Below are 16,284 nucleotides of genomic sequence, written 5' to 3' on the forward strand. Positions count from 1 at the left end.
CCGCGACCTGCACGCCTACCTGCGCTGGCGCAACACCCACCGCCGCGACCCAGCAGTGCTGGAAGCCCAGCGCCGCGAACGCGCCCGTATCCGCTCCGAACACCAGCACCGCTGGGGCCACGTCCGAAACGCCGCCTGATCAACAAGAACCGACCTGCATTCACGGACAACGCACTAGCGGCTGTTCCGGTGTCCTTCTCCCGGCCGTGCGCGGGCGAGAGAAGGACACCTCATCCGGATCCGGACATACTGAGCAGAGGGGTCGCATGGGCCAGCCGCCGAACCTGGGCCTGGACATGATCGGGTCATTGGACGCGCATTTCCAGGAGCGTCTGCAGCAGGTACCGCTGCTGCAGAAGCGAGCCAAGGACGAGGGGATCAGCCAGATCCGCGACGCGGCGGATGTGATCCCGCTGTTATTCCCGCACATAACCTTCAAGAGCTACCCGGAGATCCTCGTCTCGAAGGGGCGCTGGTCACAGCTGAACCGGTGGCTGGACTCGCTCTCCGCCTACCGGGTGGACAACGTGGACGTGCCCGGGGTCCAGGATCTCGATGGCTGGATGGAACGGCTGCATGCGGCCGGACACCTGGTATCGAGTTCGAGCGGCACCTCGGGAAAGAGCTCGTTCCTCAACAAGACGGCGCGGGATGTYGACCTCACCCACGAGGACCTGCTCGAGTGCTTCACCTGGCTCGGTCTCCCGCCGTCGAAAAAGTGGAACGTAATCACCACGACGCCCGACAACGGCATCCGCGCGTACCGCGTGACACGGGACTTCATCGTCGAGAGCTTCCGCCGGCCGGACGGCATTCTCTTCCCCGGACGAGGCGCGGACGGTCGGGTACCACGCCTACATGTCGCGGCTGTCCGCCATGCGGCGGGCGATGGCGGACGGCACCGCCCGCCCCGACGAGATCGCCGCGTTCGAGGCCGAGGCTGCCGGGCGCCAGGCGGCCAGCGAGGCGCACCTGCGCTACTTCGCCTAGCGGATCCTGGCCCGGCCGTCCGAGCCGATCCTGTTCACCTCGATGTTCCCGCGCTCTACCGGCTCTGCGAGCTCCTGCGGGAGGTGGGGGCGTCGGAGGGCACGCTTACCGCGGACAACGCGCTGATGGTGGCCGGCGAGCTGAAGGGGGCGACCCTGCCGGCCGACTACCAGGACCAGATCTTCCGGTTACTCAACATCGACCCCAGCCGGTTCCTGCACTTCTACGCCATGCAGGAGATCAACCTCCGGCTGCCCAGATGCCTGCGGGGCCGCTACCACGTGCCCGCGCGGCTCGCGCTGTCGTGCTCGACCAGCCGGGCGAAGCCCTGGCGCCGGTCTCGGACGGCATGGTTGAGGGCCGCGCTGCCTTCGTCGACCTCACGGTCGACGGCCGGTGGGGCGGCACCATGTCGGGCGACCGGATCACGGCGGACTTCGGCCCGTGCCCGTGCGGGCGTCCCGGCCCGACGGTCCGGTCCGGGATCACCCGCTATTCCGACTCCATCGGCGGCGACAAGATCACCTGCGCCGGCACCATGGACGCCTACGTCCGCGGCTTCCTCGCCGACTGAGGGGGACTCATGACGGTCACCGCACCCACCACATCCAGAATCCGTGTGCCGCACTTCGTGCGCGGCCGGCTGGAGTGGGGCGAGGAGAACGAGTACCGCTCGCGCGACTTCGGGGTCCCGCTGGCCACCCCCGCGCTGCGGTTCAACGAGCTCATCCCGCCCCGTTCCAAGCCGGGTCCCGCCTTCGGACGTCCTGGTCGCCGGAGATCATCGACTTTCTCGTCGAACTGGGAAAGCACCTGGTGCTCGAGAAGAACGAGTACCTGCAGGAATCGCTGGAGATGACGGCCCGGGTCAGCGCCCTGCCCCGGCGCGTCATCGAGAACACCTACCAACGGCCCAGGGAGTACCTCACCCGGGAGACGCTCGAGTACCGCCTGCGGCGGACCTTCGGCGGCCCGGAGATCCTCGACGGATGGGTCCAGTACACCGACCCGATGGGCCGGGTGAGCCGGGTCCGGGCGTTCCCGCCCCGGCTCGTCCACATGCTGACGGGCAACTCGCCGAGCGGCGCCATCACCTCGATCGCCGACGCCGCCCTGGTGAAGGGCGTCCACCTGTTCAAACTGCCCTCGGGTGACCCGTTCACCACCGTCACCGTGCTGCGGACGATGGCCGACATCGACCCGGACCACCCGGTGCTGCGCTCGATGTCGGCCGTGTACTGGCGGGGCGGCGACGCCTCCGTCGAGAACGTCGTCTACCGGTCGCAGTACTTCGACAAGCTGGTCGCGTGGGGTGGCGGTGCGGCCATCGAGAACGCAGCGAGGTACACCGGCCCGGGTTTCCACCTGATCGCCTTCGCCCCGAAGGCGTCCATGGCGATCGTCGGCCGGGAGGCGTTCGAGCGGACCCTGCGGGAGGTGGCCGACCTGGCCGCCGTAGACGTCTCCATCTTCAAACCAGGACGCCTGCGTCGCCCCCCGCCAGATCTGTGTGGAGGGGGATCTGGAGCAGGTCGACCGCTTCTGCGAGCTGCTGTGCGCGGCCCTGGGTGAGGACCGCGAGTTCGCCTCCGCGGTCGGCCCGAAGCCGCCGGCCGAGATCCGGGAGGCTGTCGACGGCCTGCGCTACCTCGAACCCGACTACCGCGTCTGGGGCGAGTTCGACGGGCGGGGCCTCGTCGTACGCTCGCTGGAACCGGTCGACTTCCACCCCACTGACAAGACGGTGAATGTGCTGCCGGTGCGGTCCATCGTCGACGCGGCCCGGTACGCCACGGTGGCCACCCAGACGGTCGGCGTCTTCCCCACCCACCGCAAGGCGGAGGTCCGCTACCAGCTGGCCACCGCGGGCGTGCAGCGGGTCGTGTGGCTCGGCAACGCCCTGTCGGGAAGCGTCGGCATCCGCACGACGGCATGTATCCGCTGCACCGGTTCGTGAACTGGGTGGCCGACGACGACACCTGACGGGTCGTTCCCTGTGCATGCCGGACCGTTCCGGCGGGCGTAAAGTCCCTGCCCGCCCGCCGGAACGGCCGCGCACGGTTCAGCCGAGGGCTGCCCCGAGGATGGTCGGCAGATCGACGGTGGTCCTGATTCCCGGGGCCGCAGCGCAGACGACGGGCACTGCGTTGACTGCTCGGTTGGCGGTGTAGCCGGGGGAGACCTCGCCCATCTTCTCCAGGGGGACTGGGAACCGCATCTGGATGTCGAGCGGGGCGTCTCCGTCGACGACGATGTGCCATCCGGTCGCGTGCAGGTCCCAGTCCTGGTCGATGTCGGTCGAGCAGTACCAGGTCGCCCGGAAGCGCAGCACCGCCTGCCCGCGCCGGATGCCGKACACGGTCAGGCGCTGGGCCGCTACGGTGCCGGCGGCGATGGTGCCGGCGGCGATGGTGACAGGCCTGGTGGCTGTTGCCACGCCCCCGCTGGCCTCGACCGTATCCAGCGGCATCCCGAGCGCGTCGGCGACAAGGTACAGGGAGGGCCCGAAGCTGATCCGCCCATGGGCGAGACGCAGCTCGTTGACGGCCTGCGGCGGCTTGCCGAACCCCATGCGGTCGAACAGCAGCTCGGGCGAGTCCCGCTGGGACAGGTCGCCGAACTCGTTGATGGTGAGACAGTCCAGGCGGCGCTGGATCGAGCTCAGCGCCAGAGGGATCGCCTCGGAGATGAATCCCGGGCTGCTGCCCGTGCTGTGGATTGAGGTCTGGCCCCGCTCACAGGCCACCTCGATCCGCGCCCGGAGAGCGGGGTCCATCCCGGCCGGGTAGTGGAACTCCCCGCGGGTCGTCACGACGTTGACGCCGGCCTCCAGCAGCCGGCACACCTCGTCCATGTCACAGGCGGCCGGCATGTACAGGACGCAGTCGGCGCCCAGGCTGACGATCTCGTCGACGTCGGCCGTGGCGAGGACACCGGTCGGGCCGAGCCCGCACAGGTCCCCGGCGTCCCGGCCGGCCTTCGCCGCCGAGTGGACGTAGACCCCGGCCAGGGCCAGGTCCGGATGTTCGATGATCCCGCGCAGTGCCCGCGTACCGATGTTTCCCGTGGCCCACTGCACGACCCGGTACCGCGGCTGGTCACCGTCGGCCCTGACGACCGTCGGCTTGTTCTCGTCCTCGTTCATCGGGAACGTGGTTCTCCTCTCCAGGGACGCGCGAAAGAACGAGGCGGATCCGCGCGGGAACGCGCCTCGCGATCGGGACCGGCCTCGCGCCGCGTGGCCGTGGCCGTGGCCGTGGCCGTGGCCGTGGCCGGACGTCTTGTCACCCTCCATCCCTCTACGGGATCAGGAGAAAGCCGCGCCGCGGCTCAGCCACCGATCGCCGACATCGGACGGTCGGGCTGACGGAAGGCGGCGTCATCGATGCCGTGGCCGGCGCGCTTGCCCCAGAACGCGGCCCTCCACAGCTCGGCGATCTCGGTGTCGCTCGCCCCCGCGCGCAGCGGCGTGCGCAGGTCGCTCTCCTCCCGGGCGAACAGGCAGTTGCGTACCTGACCGTCGGCGGTGAGCCGGACCCGGTCGCAGGCGGCGCAGAACGGGGCCGTCACCGAGCCGATCACACCGACCCGGGCGGGCCCGCCGTCCACCTCGAACAGCTCGGCCGGCGCGCTGCCCCGGCCGTCCAGCGGGGTGAGCGTGAACTCGCTGCGCAGGGAGGCCAGGATCTCCGGTGCGGTCACCATCCGCGCCCGCGTCCAGCCGTGCTGGGCGTCCAGCGGCATCTGCTCGATGAACCGCAGTTCGTATCCGCGGTCCAGGCACCAGCGCAGCAGCCGCGGCGCCTCATCGTCGTTCACCCCGCGCAGCAGGACAGCGTTGACCTTCACCGGGGCCAGCCCGGCCGCGGCGGCCGCCGCGAGCCCGGCCACCACGTCATGCCAGCGGTCCCGCCTGGTGATCACACGGAACCGGTCCGGCCAGGTCGTGTCGAGGGAGACGTTCACCCGGTCCAGGCCGGCCGCCCGCAGCGTCACGGCGCCGCCCGGCCCGGCGGTGCGGGCGAGGGTGAGGCCATTGGTGGTCAGCGACAGCTCCGGGCGGGGTGCCAGCGCGGCCAGCTGGCCGACCAGCTCCGGCAGGGTGGCGCGCAGCGTCGGCTCGCCGCCGGTGAGCCGGACCTCGGTCACTCCGAGCTGGCCCACCGCGATCCCGACCAGGCGGACCACCTCGTCGTCGGTGAGCGTGTCCGCGTTGGGCAGCCACTCCAAGCCGTCAGCCGGCATGCAGTAGGCGCATCTCAGGTTGCACCGGTCGGTCAGTGACAAACGCAGATCAGTCGCGATCCGCCCGAACCTGTCGAGCATACGTGTGCTGCCTAAGGCAGGCGTCACCGAAACCTCCGGAGGACGCCCCGGACTTCGGACTGGGGAGGAATCCGGCTCCCCCCGGAGCAGGGTCGTCTGAACATCGATAGATCCTCGTGGGCCGGGCGGCTCACGGCCGGGTGCGGYCGTCACCACGACGAAAAGCCGACAGTTGTTGATCACCAGATCGACGTGCCAGGACAGGGCGCAGTCGTGACACTTGCAACCTGATCACGATTTAGCCTAGACGAGCGTCAAGGATTTGCATAGACAAGCGTCAAGGTTCACGGTTTTCGATCAAGTGGCAGAGTGGCCCCACAGAGGGCCGACCTGCGGCCGGCTCACGCCACGATCGTGGCCAGCATCTGCCCCGTCACGCGGGCGGCGCGCCGAAGCACCGATCTGTGAGGAGAGCTCGACCGCCCCTGCCCATCCGAGGCGTTATCGACACACCACCCGCGGCAACCACCACCGCGCCCGTCTGACCCGAGAAGTCGCGACTCCGGTTTTCGCTCAGGCGTCAGCGATGCTTGCACCGCCATTAGTTTTCGCTCGGGATGGGTCGGCGTGTCGCCGTGACGTGGAAGGACCTTCGGAAGATCGTGCTCTCGCCAAAGAAGCCGTGATCAAACCGAAGGTCGTGATGGGCAGTGTGCAGGACGAACCAGGACACGTCGAGGCTCTGGGGAGGCTGTGTCGCTTCCGGCAGGAGTTCTACGCCTGCCTGACCCGTCGCGCGGACGCGCTGTTCGAGGTGACGGACGCGGTGCTGTGCACCGACGGCCCGGTCAGGACGCTGGTCGACCTGACGCTGGCCCCGGAGCACCGCCGTGGCCACGGGGCCTTGTACGACGGGCTGAACAGCGGCCGATGAGAGATCGCCCGGCTACGGCGCACGCTCGCCGGTCTTGCTCTTCGCCCGCCGGCCGACGGACGACTCGTGCTGGCCGTCGATGTCAGCCCATGGCTGCGCTCGGATGCGCCGACCAGCGCGCAGCGGCTGTTCTGCCATGTGCACGGCCGGGCGAAGAACCAGGCCCAGCTGATCCCGGGCTGGCCGTACTCGTTCGTCGCCGCCCTCGAATCCGGCCGGACGTCGTGGACCGCGGTCCTGGACGCGGTTCGCCTCGGCCCCACCGACGACGCCACAGMGGTGACCGCCGACCAGATCCGGGCGGTCGTCGGCCGTCTGACCGCCGCCGGACACTGGCACGACGGCGACCCGAACATCCTCATCGTGATGGACACCGGGTATGACGTGACCCGGCTGGCGTTCGTCCTGGCCGATCTGCCCGTCGAGGTGCTCGGCCGGATCCGTTCCGACCGTGTGCTGCGGCTCCCGAAACCGCCCAGACTCCCCGGCGTCAACGGTCGTCCACCCAAGCACGGCCCCGAGTTCGCCCTCGACAGGCCCGCGACCTGGCCCGTACCGCAGCACACCACGATCACCGAGACCACCCGCTACGGGCGCGCCACCGCGGCCAGCTGGGACCGGCTACACCCCCCGGCTGACCCACCGCACCTGCTGGCTTGACCACCCCGGCGACCTGCCGATCATCGAAGGCACCCTGATCCGGCTGCAGGTCGATCACCTGCCCGGTGACCGAGACCCCAAGCCCGTCTGGCTGTGGACCTCCGCCACAGGCGCCACCGCCGCCGACATCGACCGCGCCTGGCAGTCATTCCTGCGCCGGTTCGACCTGGAACACACCTTCCGGCTGTTCAAACAGACCCTGGGCTGGACCCGCCCGAAGATCCGCACCCCGCAGGCCGCCGACCACTGGACCTGGCTGGTCATCGCCGCCCACACCCAGCTCCGCCTCGCCCGACCCCTGGCCCGCGACCTGCGTCGCCCCTGGGAGAAACCCGCCCCGCCAGGATGGCTCACCCCCGCCCGAGTCCGACGAGGATTCCGGAACATCCGCACGATCATGCCCCTCCCCCGCCAGCGCACCGAAACCCACCAAAGCCGGCCCAGGCCGCCCTCCCGGCTCACGTAACCGCAGACCCGCACCCCACCACGACGTCAGAAAAACCACCCGACGGGACCTGACCATGACCGCCCACCAACACCGCACAGGTTAAAAATCAAGCTTATGCACGGAGAATGCCTTTCATCGAAATAGGGATTGGCTGGAGAGAAGAAAATGAATCAAGGGGACCGGCCTCCGTACCCGGGCCACGGCAACACGGCAACACGGGGAGAATCGCGGGGTCGGAAATCCGGAGGTCACTGGCGGGCGACACCCGTCCGCGCACGGCGCGCGCCCGCGCCGCGCCCGCCGGGTACGCCGTGACCGGGGTGAGGGGGTTCGACCGCCCCAGGGAGCGTGGGGCGGTTCGGTGGGCCGGGCCCGTGCCGGCCCGGCTGGAGACCGGGCCGACGGCCCGCTGTCCGCATGGCTGCCGGCCACGCGCCCGACTTTCGGGCCGTCGACCGGGGCATTCGTTCGACTGCCGACTGCCGACTGCCTCGCCACGGCCGGCTGGCTGCCCGCGTACCTGCGGCCGAGGCATCCACCGCCCTCGACCGGGATGTCCGCCACTGCCGGTCGGCGGGTCCACCACCGTCGACCGGCAGTGTCCACCACGGTCAGTGGGCGATGCTCACCACTGTCAGCCGGCGCATGCGCCCTGGTCAGCCGGTGGTGTCCGGCTCCGTCAGGTCGCGATCTCCGTCATCCGAGGATGACCGGGGTGTCCGCCGCGGGATGCACACTGACGGGAATACCGGAGTAGTGCGCCATCCCGGTTATCAGGTCGATGTCGTTCTTACCGGTGAGCCGGTTGACGTTCGCCCCCTGGTGTCCGTGCGGCACGGAGACCGCTCCCCGGCGGATGGAGGGGTCCAGCTTCGCGATCCCGGTCAGTTCGCCGTGCGCGGTGCGGACGGTCAGCTGCTGGGCGTCGGCAACGCCGGCGGTGGCCGCGTCGTCGGGGTGGAGCAGGACCTCGGCGGTGTCTCCCAGATAGGTGAACTGGGAGTTCAGGTGGCGTTTCTGCCGCCGGGGCACGAGGACCAGCGGCGCGGGCGAGGTCAGGGCGGCGAGCTGGTCGACGAGCAGGCGGGGGGCCAGCCGCCAGCCCCCGAGGCGGTCCAGGTGCCGCTCCACCCACGCCGCCGGGAACTCCTCCTGCGTCTGGGCCCAGCCCTCGGCGATGAGCTCGTCCAGTGGCCGGCGTGCACGGGCGGAGATCATCGCCAGCCTGGCGTCGTCGTCGGCCTGCCCGCCGCTGGTGTCGGCGAGGTCGTACCCGAGGCGGCGGCCCAGTTCCGCCAGTACCCACCAGGCCGACCGCCGGTCACCGACCGGTGCGACCACCGCCTGCGTGTGCTGAGCGGCGACCCGTGGGCTCAGGTGGTCCCATAGGGTGAGGTCGGCGCGTTCGAGCTGGTCCTTGGTGGGCAGGACGTGGGTCGACAGCGCGGTCGTCTCATTCGCGATGATCTCAATCGTGGCGAACAGGTCGAGTTTCTCCAGCGCCGGCACCAGGGTCGTGGTGTCCGGGAAGGCGGTGACCAGGTGCCCGCCGAGGTTCAGCACGGCGCGGATGTTGCCGGCCTCGATCTCGTCCGCGAGGACGGCGCAGGGCCACTCGCCGAGGAAGGACTGTGTCTCCGGCCGGCTGCGCGGGCCCGGCCCGAACGAGCCGCCGGCCGGGGAGACCGGGAGCTCGAAGGTCTCGAGCTGGTGAGTGAACCCGGGGTGGAACCACACACCGCCGGGCCGGTTCATCGAACCGGTGAGGATCATCAGCGCCCAGGACAGCCACTGCGTGACGTTCGCGCCGGCTGACATCGTGACCCCGGTCCCGGTCTCGACGGCAATCCGGCCCGCGGCGCGCACCTCGGCGAGCAGCCGGCTCAGCTCGGCCGCCGGGACGTCCGCGACCGCCTCAGTGTGTTCGAGGGTGAACGGCGCGACCGCGGTGGCCAGCATGTCGGCGTCGACGGTGCGATGGTCGAGCACGTCGCGGTCCGCACCGACGCGCAGCAGTTCCCGGACGAGGAAGGCCATGATCGCGTGGTCCGTGCCCGGCCTGGGCGCGAGGTGTCCGTGGGCCATCCGCGCGGTCTCGGTGCGCCGGGGGTCGACGACCCACACCCGCGCCCGCTCCCGTAGCTCCCGCAGCGTCCCGACCGGGTTGGGCATCGCGACGGTGTGGCCGTGGGACACCAGTGGATTGGTACCGATGTACAGAACGAGATGGGCGTTGTCGTAGTCCGGGCGGGGATTGAGTGCCGCCGACCCTCCGACCAGATCGGAGATCAGCACTTTCGCGGTGCCGTCGATGGTCAGCGGGCTGAACTTCGCCGGAGTGCCGAGGGCGGCGTGCAGGGCCTGCGCGACCCGGTACCCCGCCGCGTCCATACCCAGGCCGCTGCCGAAGAAGACACCGACGGCTTCGGGGCCGTACCGGTCGAGGATGCCGCGTACTCGGGTACCGATGTCGTCCAGGCAGGCTTCCCAGGTGGTCGGCCGTAACGTGCCGTCGACTTTCATCAGCGGGCGTTCGATACGCTCAGGATGGTGATGCATCTGGGGCAGCGCCCGCCCTTTCGAGCAGGTGTACCCCTGCGACAAAGGGTGGTCGCGGTTACCGCGGACCCGAATCACCTCCTGGCCCGAGACATCGACGAGGATGCCGCAGGTCGAGGTGCAGACCCGGCAGAAACTGCGAACCGTTCGCACGTCGTGTGCCGACATCAGGTTCCCCTTATCTGGTACGCAGATCTCTCAACAAAGAGCGGTACTCTCGTGTGATGGAACGATGGAACACACAAGTCGCTTTCTGGGTATCGCAGTCCGTAGCGAACAGTCATCCCGGCCGCTGTCCACCATGGGCGTAGGTGACCTTGCCGGCGGGAGGACGGTCCTCGCCGGGCATCCAGGCCTATTCACAGCAGGCGCCCACCCATTCCGGCGGACCGTCGGCGAAGAGCTGGCGCTTCCAGATCGGAACCCGCGCCTTCACCTCGTCGATCAGCCGCCGRCAGGCGGTGAACGCCTCCGCCCGGTGGGCCGCGCCGATCGCTGTCACCACTGCCAGATCGCCCACCTGCAGCAACCCCACACGGTGAACCACGGCGAGGGTTCGCACACCGTCAACGGCGGCCACCTCGCTGGCCACCCGGGCCAGCTCGGCCCGGGCCGACGGGTGGGCGGAGTAGTCCAACTCGACCACCGGACGTCCACCATCATGGTCACGAACCATGCCGACGAACAGGGCGACGCCACCCACCGCTGGTGCCCGCACCGCCGCCAAGCACTCGTCGACAGACAGCGGGGTATCCCGGATCTCCGCGATAATCACTTTCCGCAAAAATGCCTGACCCTCGCCGGCAAGAAGCTTGCAAGCCATACCCGGAGTAGCGGTGGCTACCGTCAGTGATTCCTGTTCCACTAGCCGACCACATCCGGTTCAGGCCGCGACTTCCCGCCGTTTAGACGGGAGCCGTAATCCCAGTAAGAATTCCCGAAGATATCGACTCCGGAAGATTCACCGGTGATTCTCGGTGACGCCGTCCGGCCTGATCCACGAATCGCATGCTGCCTACTGGCGGGCCGCTCCGGGGTTTGTCGAGCTGGCTGGCACCGATGGCCTTGTTCTGATTCGGCGGAAGACTGATCGAGCCGATCGCGGCGGGGGCCGTGCGGAACGGGTCCTGGTCCGGGACCACCGAGCCCGGAGCTGGAACGGTGTCCGCAGCGGCCGGCCCGGCGCCGAACGCCGCCAACGGCCACCGCCAGGGGTAAGACCGATTCCACCTGGCGAACCATCCGACGACGTAAGCGAACAGGTCTGGTCATGACTCCTCCTACCGCCGGGGACAGGCATCCGCGTGGCTACCGGCAGGCGCCACCAGCCACAACGACGAGGGTGACGGCAGCGTTCTGATCTCGGTCAGCCTAGACGAACGTCAAGGTTCTGCCTAGATGAACGTCAAGGTCGGATGAGTTCGGACCCGCAGGTCTTGCGGGGTCGGGGTCTGGCTACGGAGGGTCCGGATCGAGGGCAGGCCCGCTATCGCCGCCGCTGGTAGGCCGACTTCGTGCTTACCCGCGGCCGCCCGGTTACCTCCATCGGGTCGACGCCCTCGGCGAACAGTCGCACGGCCCGCAGCCGGACCGCTTCCCGACGGGAACGGCCTGCGCGCGGAGCATGYAAACCGCGTCCGTCGAGGCGAAGGGCGACCCAGCTCAAGGCCTGACCAGGCTCGGCGGGGTCGGGCGAACCGCAGACGCGGATGTGCCCTCAGGCGTGGGTACGGATGGCACGCAGGCCCAGCATGCGGCGCGCGGTGTTCAACAGTTGGCGCCGAAGCACGTCCTTGTCGAGGTCGGCCAGGCGCGGATCCGTCGTCGCCGCCAGTAGACCACCACCGACCATCACAGTGGTCACGAGTGCCTCGACATCCGGCTCCGGGCCGGCGAGGATCCGGTCCAGCCTGGCCACGAGATCCCGCAGAATCGGGTCCTCCCGGGCCAGGCGGCTCACGGCGGGATCAGCCAGCACGACCGCATTCAGCCGACTGTTCTTGATGATCATATCCACCATGCCCGCCAGGGCGGTGGCAACCTGATCAGTCGGCCGGTGCCGAGCCTCGGCCGCCTCGGCCACCCGCCGCAGGTCCTCAAGAGTCGGAGCGACCATCGCCCGGAGCAGGTCCTCCTTGGCGTTGAACTGGAAGTAGACAGCCGCCTTGGTCACACCCAGCTCATCAGCGATCATCTGAATCGACGTACCACTAACTCCGTTGCGAGCGAACAGCTCCAACGCGACAGCCAGCATCCGCTCCCGTGCTGCCCCCGCCCGCCGCTGAACTGTCACGAATCCGCCGCATCCCGCCGACTAGGGCTCACAGAGCTGACGACCAGCCCAACCGGCGAAAGTCTATCCTCCACCAGCCAAAGCCACTCCGACCCCGCGAGTGGAGTCCACGCACGTGGTGTACAGAGAGTAATCGTCTAGCGACTTGCCGGAGTGGCGGTTCGTGACGTAAAGCGACCACCGCGTGATCCTCGTTCGAGAACGACCAAGGACTCGATGAGGAGGAAACGCGATGGCCGTGCGTCCGACTGTGACCGACGCCGAGGGGTTCGGCGAGGAACTACTGACCGCGAGTCCGGACCTGCTGGGCTCGATGGTGAAGGCGTTCGCGGAGGCGTTGATGAGCGCCGAGGGGACGGGATCTGCGGCGCCGAGTACGGAGAGATATCACCGGATCGGACGAATCGCCGGAATGGATACCGGACGCGGGAGTGGGACACCCGGGCGGGGACGATTGATCTGGCTATTCCGAAGCTGCGGACCGGGTCGTATTTCCCGGAATGGTTGCTGACACGCCGCCGGCGGGCGGAGCAGGCGCTGATCTCGGTCGTCGCCACGTCCTACCTGCTCGGGGTGTCCACCCGCCGCGGCGACAAGCTCGTCGAGCAGCTCGGGGTCGCCCACATCTCGAAGTCACAGGTGTCCGAGCTGGCGAAGCATCTCGATGGCCAGGTCGAGGCGTTCCGTTCCCGACCGCTCGACGCCGGCCCGTACCGGTTCGTGCAGGCCGATGCGCTGACGATGAAGGTTCGTGAGGGCGGGCGGGTCGTCAACGTCCACTGCCTGCTCGCAGTCGGGGTCAACGGCGACGGGCACCGGGAGATCCTCGGCCTCGACGTCGTGAGCAGCGAGGACGGTGCCGGCTGGCTGGCGTTCTTCCGCGGCCTGGTCGCCCGCGGCCTGTCCGGGGTCCGTCTGGTCACCTCCGATGCCCATCGCGGTCTGGTCAACGCGATCGGAGCGACCTTGCCCGGCGCCTCGTGGCAAAGGTGTCGCACTCACTACCTGCGAGACTTGCTGGTCCTCACACCCAAGTCGTCGCAGCCCTGGGTCGCCACGGTGGTACGAACGATTTTCGATCAGGCTGATGCGAACGAGGTCGTCGTCCAGTTCGACCGCGTCGTCGACGGCCTTGCCGAGAAACTGCCCCGCGCCGCGGAACACCTGTCCGAAGCGAAGGCCGACCTGCTCGCGTTCACAGCGTATCCCCGGGAGATCTGGCGGCAGATCTGGTCCTCGAACCCGCAGGAACGCCTGAACAAGGAAATCAGGCGGCGCACCGACGTCGTGGGCATCTTTCCCGACCACGGAGCCATCATACGTCTCGTCGGCGCGGTACTCGCCGAGCAACACGACGAGTGGATCGAAACCCACCGCTATTTCGGTTACGAAAACTCGACCCTACACGCCCAGTGACATACGCGGTGGTGATGTTCGCCAACCACGCGACAGACAAGATAGCCGACCTCTTCGACGTCATGTGTCTCAACAGGTACTATGGCTGGTACATCGACAATGGCGATATTGTGTCCGGTGAACAAAAACTCGAAGCCGAGCTGAAAGGATGGGTGGAGAAGTTCGGCAAGCCTGTCATGATGACGGAGTACGGTGCCGATACCGTTGCCGGACTTCACTCGGTCTGGGAGATTCCGTGGACAGAAGAGTACCAGGTAGGCAGCTGGAGATGCACCATCGGGTATTCGACCGGATCCCTGAGTTTATTGGCGAGCAGGTATGGAACTTCGCCGACTTCCGCACGGGGCCCGGCATCCACCGCGTTGACGGTAACAAGAAGGGTGTCTTCACGCGGGATCGCCAACCTAAGGCCGGAGCACACTACCTCCGCGACCGCTGGAAGCGTCTGGGAAACAGGAAGCCCGCGTCCGAAGCCTGAGCGACCGGAAGAGGGCATCAGCCGGACCGCCGATGCGGGGCCCAGTCCCCTACGTGGTGGTACTGGGGATCGACGTCGACCGGCCCCAGGCCGGGCCCGCTACTACCGGGACCCGGCCGGCGGCTATGCGGACCGCTGGCAGACAGTTTCGGTGCCAGACCCCGAGGTTTACGCCTCACTCCCCGAGTCCGCGGGAGGGGCTGTGTGTGCCGCGGGCCGCAGGGCTACCCGGACAGAATCGCGCCCACTCATCCGCGGTCCAGCAGGGCGAAGGCCTCCTCGAAACTCTCCAGCGGGAGACTGTCGTCGAGAAGGTCGGCGGTGGGTACCTGCCCGTCGTTGATGAGTTCGACGGCGCGTCGAGAGCCCGCCCCGGGTGGATCGTGATCTGCCTCAGCGGGGCGGTTCAACACCTGCATCCGTCCCCTCGGCGGCGTTCGCAGATGACAGGCCGATGGCACACCAGCCGATCGGTCCTTCGCGCTCGAACTCCGGGCCTGCGCAGGCGGCTGGATTGTCAGCAGCGCCCGATACGCATCACGTCGAGCCGTTGTCGATGTAATGCGAACTGCGACGGAGAACGGCCGGTGGGAGTGAACAGAGAGTGGACGCGAATCTGCATTATGGCGACGCGGCGGATAGCGGAGTGGAGCTGCCCCACGGAAGGCCGACGAAGCCGCCGTAGACGCTGACCTGGGTGTCCGCGCTGGTGTCGTCGGGCCGCCAGCGGTGCACGGACGGGACGCCGGGTTCGACGAGGCCGATCACCTGAGCGAGTCTGACCGCTCGTGGTCGAGGGTGACCACTGCAGCCATCTGGCTGGGCAGGTCCTCGTCGGTGCGGGCGGCAAGCAGGTGCTCACGGTTGAGTTCTTCCCTGTGCTGGAGAATCGCGATCAACAGCTTCCCCTTGCTGGGGAAACAGCGCAGAACGCCCTGACGGGTCAGGCTGACCCGCCGCGCGATCGCGTCCAGCGACGTTCTCTGGTAGCCGCGTTCGGCGAACATCCCCAGCGCGACGTCCGGATCTCTTCGCTTCGAGCCCCGGCCATCTGTGTCCTCCGATCTTCACGCCACGGCAGAGCCGACGCTGCGGCGCTAAGCTACCTACACGTAAGTAGGTTGAGGTAGGGTGAGGTGGATGAGCGAGACCGCGATCATCACGGGGGCCGCCGGCGGCATCGGAGAGTCGGTCGCGCGGCGGCTGGCGGCGTCGGGAGCGCGCTGCGTCCTGGTCGACCGCAGCCCGGCGGTCGAGCAGGTCGCCGCCTCGATCGGCGGCGCCGCGGTGGTGGGCGACCTGACCGATCCCGAGTTGTCCCTGCGGATGGTGAAGACCGCCGGAGACCGGCTGGACCTGCTCGTCCTCAATGCCGGGACCAACTCCGTCGACAAGGATCCCGCCACCCTGGACCTCGACCGCTACCAGGCGGTCGTCGGCGTCAACCAGCATTCCGTCGTCTACGGACTGCGCGCCGCGCTCCCGGTAATGCGCCGCCAGGGAAGCGGTTCCATCGTGGTAACCGCCTCGCACGCCGCTCTGCGCGGCGTCGAGCAGGACCCGATCTACACAATGACCAAGCACGCCGCCATCGGCCTCGTCCGCGCCCTGTCCGGCCCTCTTTCCCGCGAGGGGATCCGATTCAGCGCCGTCTGCCCCGGCCTTGTCGACACTCCGCTGACGGCGGGGGCCCGCGACCGCTTCCAGGCCGCCGGCATCCCCATGCTCACCGCCGACGAGGTCGCCGCCGCCGTGGTGGAAACCCTCCGTACCGGCGAGCCGGGCACCGAACTGGTCGTCGACCCCGGCCGGGCGCCCACCCGCTACCTCCCAGCCCCGCTGACCTAATGGCACGGCAGGTCAGCGGGCCGGACGCCGACAGATCGGGGGGGTCTGTTGCATTGTGGGAAGGCAGGGCATGGATGACCCTGCCGACCAGATGATCAGATCGCGAGGGTGAGCTCGGTGAACGCGGCCGTCACCCGTGCGTGGGGGGCGGTGTCGATCCCGAGGTCGTAGTGGCCGCGGCGGATGTTCTGGACGAACGCATRCCCTGCGCTGATCGTCTGGGTGGAGCGCAGCCGTTTCAGGCCGCGCATCGGCCGGAGCCGTGCTTTGAGCCGGCCGTGCTCGGCCTCGATCCGATTGTTCTCCCGGGCGGCGTCGACGTGGCACGCCTCAGGCAAGAATTCGTCGAGGACCCGCGGGTAGACGGGTGCTTTGTCGGTGGTGACCTCGAC

The 16,284-nt window shown here is 68.7% G+C and carries 14 protein-coding genes and 3 pseudogenes; 9 read left to right on the forward strand and 8 right to left on the reverse strand.

Annotated features, from left to right (window positions below; translation table 11 throughout):
- Positions 1 to 858 precede the first annotated feature (858 nt).
- The 4 genes from BBK14_RS41135 (at position 859) to BBK14_RS42650 (ending at position 2,947) form a co-directional block, all read left to right on the forward strand.
- Positions 859 to 990, forward strand: a complete 132-nt coding sequence (locus BBK14_RS41135) for a hypothetical protein (RefSeq protein WP_275078433.1) — start codon at positions 859 to 861, stop codon at positions 988 to 990.
- A gap of 259 nt (positions 991 to 1,249) precedes the next feature.
- Entirely contained in the window at positions 1,250 to 1,564 is a 315-nt protein-coding gene (locus BBK14_RS39410; protein WP_131802145.1) for a hypothetical protein, read from the forward strand.
- A gap of 242 nt (positions 1,565 to 1,806) precedes the next feature.
- The gene (locus tag BBK14_RS42645; RefSeq protein WP_275078434.1) at positions 1,807 to 2,562 is read left to right on the forward strand and encodes an acyl-CoA reductase; all 756 of its coding nucleotides are present in this window, start codon (positions 1,807 to 1,809) and stop codon (positions 2,560 to 2,562) included.
- On the forward strand, positions 2,501 to 2,947 hold the full coding sequence (locus tag BBK14_RS42650; protein ID WP_275078435.1) for an acyl-CoA reductase: 447 nt from the start codon (positions 2,501 to 2,503) through the stop codon (positions 2,945 to 2,947). Before BBK14_RS42645 ends, BBK14_RS42650 begins: the two co-directional genes overlap by 62 nt.
- 105 nt (positions 2,948 to 3,052) lie before the next feature.
- On the opposite strand, the gene BBK14_RS02470 is transcribed toward BBK14_RS42650, so the two are convergent.
- Both BBK14_RS02470 and moaA read right to left on the reverse strand, forming a co-directional pair.
- Entirely contained in the window at positions 3,053 to 4,135 is a 1,083-nt protein-coding gene (locus tag BBK14_RS02470; protein ID WP_071059609.1) for an NAD(P)H-dependent amine dehydrogenase family protein, read from the reverse strand.
- A 185-nt stretch (positions 4,136 to 4,320) separates the two neighbouring features.
- Positions 4,321 to 5,316: a GTP 3',8-cyclase MoaA gene (gene moaA, locus BBK14_RS02475; RefSeq protein WP_071059610.1), complete on the reverse strand. Its 996-nt coding sequence runs from the start codon at positions 5,314 to 5,316 to the stop codon at positions 4,321 to 4,323.
- A 643-nt stretch (positions 5,317 to 5,959) separates the two neighbouring features.
- Between moaA and BBK14_RS41555 the strand changes: the two are divergent.
- Positions 5,960 to 7,401 (forward strand): annotated as a pseudogene (locus BBK14_RS41555) (NF041680 family putative transposase).
- 593 nt (positions 7,402 to 7,994) lie between these two features.
- Here BBK14_RS41555 and BBK14_RS02490 read toward each other — a convergent pair.
- The 3 genes from BBK14_RS02490 to BBK14_RS02500 all read right to left on the reverse strand — a co-directional run bounded on the left by BBK14_RS02490 (position 7,995) and on the right by BBK14_RS02500 (position 12,111).
- Positions 7,995 to 10,025 (reverse strand): molybdopterin-containing oxidoreductase family protein, encoded by a 2,031-nt coding sequence (locus tag BBK14_RS02490; protein ID WP_198541147.1) that lies wholly within the window; start codon positions 10,023 to 10,025, stop codon positions 7,995 to 7,997.
- Positions 10,026 to 10,212: 187 nt separating this feature from the next.
- On the reverse strand, positions 10,213 to 10,680 hold the full coding sequence (locus tag BBK14_RS02495; protein ID WP_071059612.1) for a molybdenum cofactor biosynthesis protein MoaE: 468 nt from the start codon (positions 10,678 to 10,680) through the stop codon (positions 10,213 to 10,215).
- An 894-nt stretch (positions 10,681 to 11,574) separates the two neighbouring features.
- Positions 11,575 to 12,111: a TetR/AcrR family transcriptional regulator gene (locus tag BBK14_RS02500; protein ID WP_071059613.1), complete on the reverse strand. Its 537-nt coding sequence runs from the start codon at positions 12,109 to 12,111 to the stop codon at positions 11,575 to 11,577.
- Between the two features lie 271 nt (positions 12,112 to 12,382).
- Between BBK14_RS02500 and BBK14_RS02505 the strand changes: the two are divergent.
- The 3 genes and pseudogenes from BBK14_RS02505 to BBK14_RS42660 form a co-directional block, all read left to right on the forward strand.
- A pseudogene (locus BBK14_RS02505) lies at positions 12,383 to 13,542 on the forward strand (IS256 family transposase); the annotation flags it as partial.
- 38 nt (positions 13,543 to 13,580) lie between these two features.
- Positions 13,581 to 13,766, forward strand: a pseudogene (locus tag BBK14_RS42655) (glycoside hydrolase family 2 TIM barrel-domain containing protein); the annotation flags it as partial.
- A gap of 68 nt (positions 13,767 to 13,834) precedes the next feature.
- A complete protein-coding gene (locus BBK14_RS42660) occupies positions 13,835 to 14,044 on the forward strand; it encodes a glycoside hydrolase family 2 TIM barrel-domain containing protein (RefSeq protein ID WP_275078436.1) in 210 nt (69 codons plus the stop codon).
- A gap of 248 nt (positions 14,045 to 14,292) precedes the next feature.
- Here the strand turns inward: BBK14_RS42660 and BBK14_RS34445 are convergent, their stop codons facing one another.
- The gene (locus BBK14_RS34445) at positions 14,293 to 14,454 is read right to left on the reverse strand and encodes a hypothetical protein (RefSeq protein ID WP_198541148.1); all 162 of its coding nucleotides are present in this window, start codon (positions 14,452 to 14,454) and stop codon (positions 14,293 to 14,295) included.
- Positions 14,455 to 14,808: 354 nt separating this feature from the next.
- Complete coding sequence (locus BBK14_RS02510) at positions 14,809 to 15,057, reverse strand: TetR/AcrR family transcriptional regulator (RefSeq protein ID WP_275078437.1); 249 nt, start codon at positions 15,055 to 15,057, stop codon at positions 14,809 to 14,811.
- A gap of 127 nt (positions 15,058 to 15,184) precedes the next feature.
- Here BBK14_RS02510 and BBK14_RS02515 point away from each other — a divergent pair, with 127 nt between their 5' ends.
- Positions 15,185 to 15,892, forward strand: a complete 708-nt coding sequence (locus BBK14_RS02515) for an SDR family oxidoreductase (protein WP_071059615.1) — start codon at positions 15,185 to 15,187, stop codon at positions 15,890 to 15,892.
- A 95-nt stretch (positions 15,893 to 15,987) separates the two neighbouring features.
- Here the strand turns inward: BBK14_RS02515 and BBK14_RS02520 are convergent.
- On the reverse strand, positions 15,988 to 16,284 hold a 297-nt coding region (locus BBK14_RS02520), incomplete at its 5' end, for a DDE-type integrase/transposase/recombinase (protein ID WP_116429966.1).

Source organism: Parafrankia soli, from assembly GCF_001854695.1.
GTDB lineage: Bacteria > Actinomycetota > Actinomycetes > Frankiales > Frankiaceae > Parafrankia > Parafrankia soli.

Bases quoted from the DNA above. Each gene is read 5' to 3' on its own strand.
- BBK14_RS41135 (WP_275078433.1), top strand. From the start codon at position 859: ATGTCGCGGCTGTCCGCCATGCGGCGGGCGATGGCGGACGGCACCGCC.
- BBK14_RS39410 (WP_131802145.1), top strand. From the start codon at position 1,250: ATGCCTGCGGGGCCGCTACCACGTGCCCGCGCGGCTCGCGCTGTCGTG.
- moaA (WP_071059610.1), bottom strand. From the start codon at position 5,316: ATGCTCGACAGGTTCGGGCGGATCGCGACTGATCTGCGTTTGTCACTG.
- BBK14_RS02490 (WP_198541147.1), bottom strand. From the start codon at position 10,025: ATGTCGGCACACGACGTGCGAACGGTTCGCAGTTTCTGCCGGGTCTGC.
- BBK14_RS02500 (WP_071059613.1), bottom strand. From the start codon at position 12,111: ATGCTGGCTGTCGCGTTGGAGCTGTTCGCTCGCAACGGAGTTAGTGGT.
- BBK14_RS42660 (WP_275078436.1), top strand. From the start codon at position 13,835: ATGCACCATCGGGTATTCGACCGGATCCCTGAGTTTATTGGCGAGCAG.
- BBK14_RS02515 (WP_071059615.1), top strand. From the start codon at position 15,185: ATGAGCGAGACCGCGATCATCACGGGGGCCGCCGGCGGCATCGGAGAG.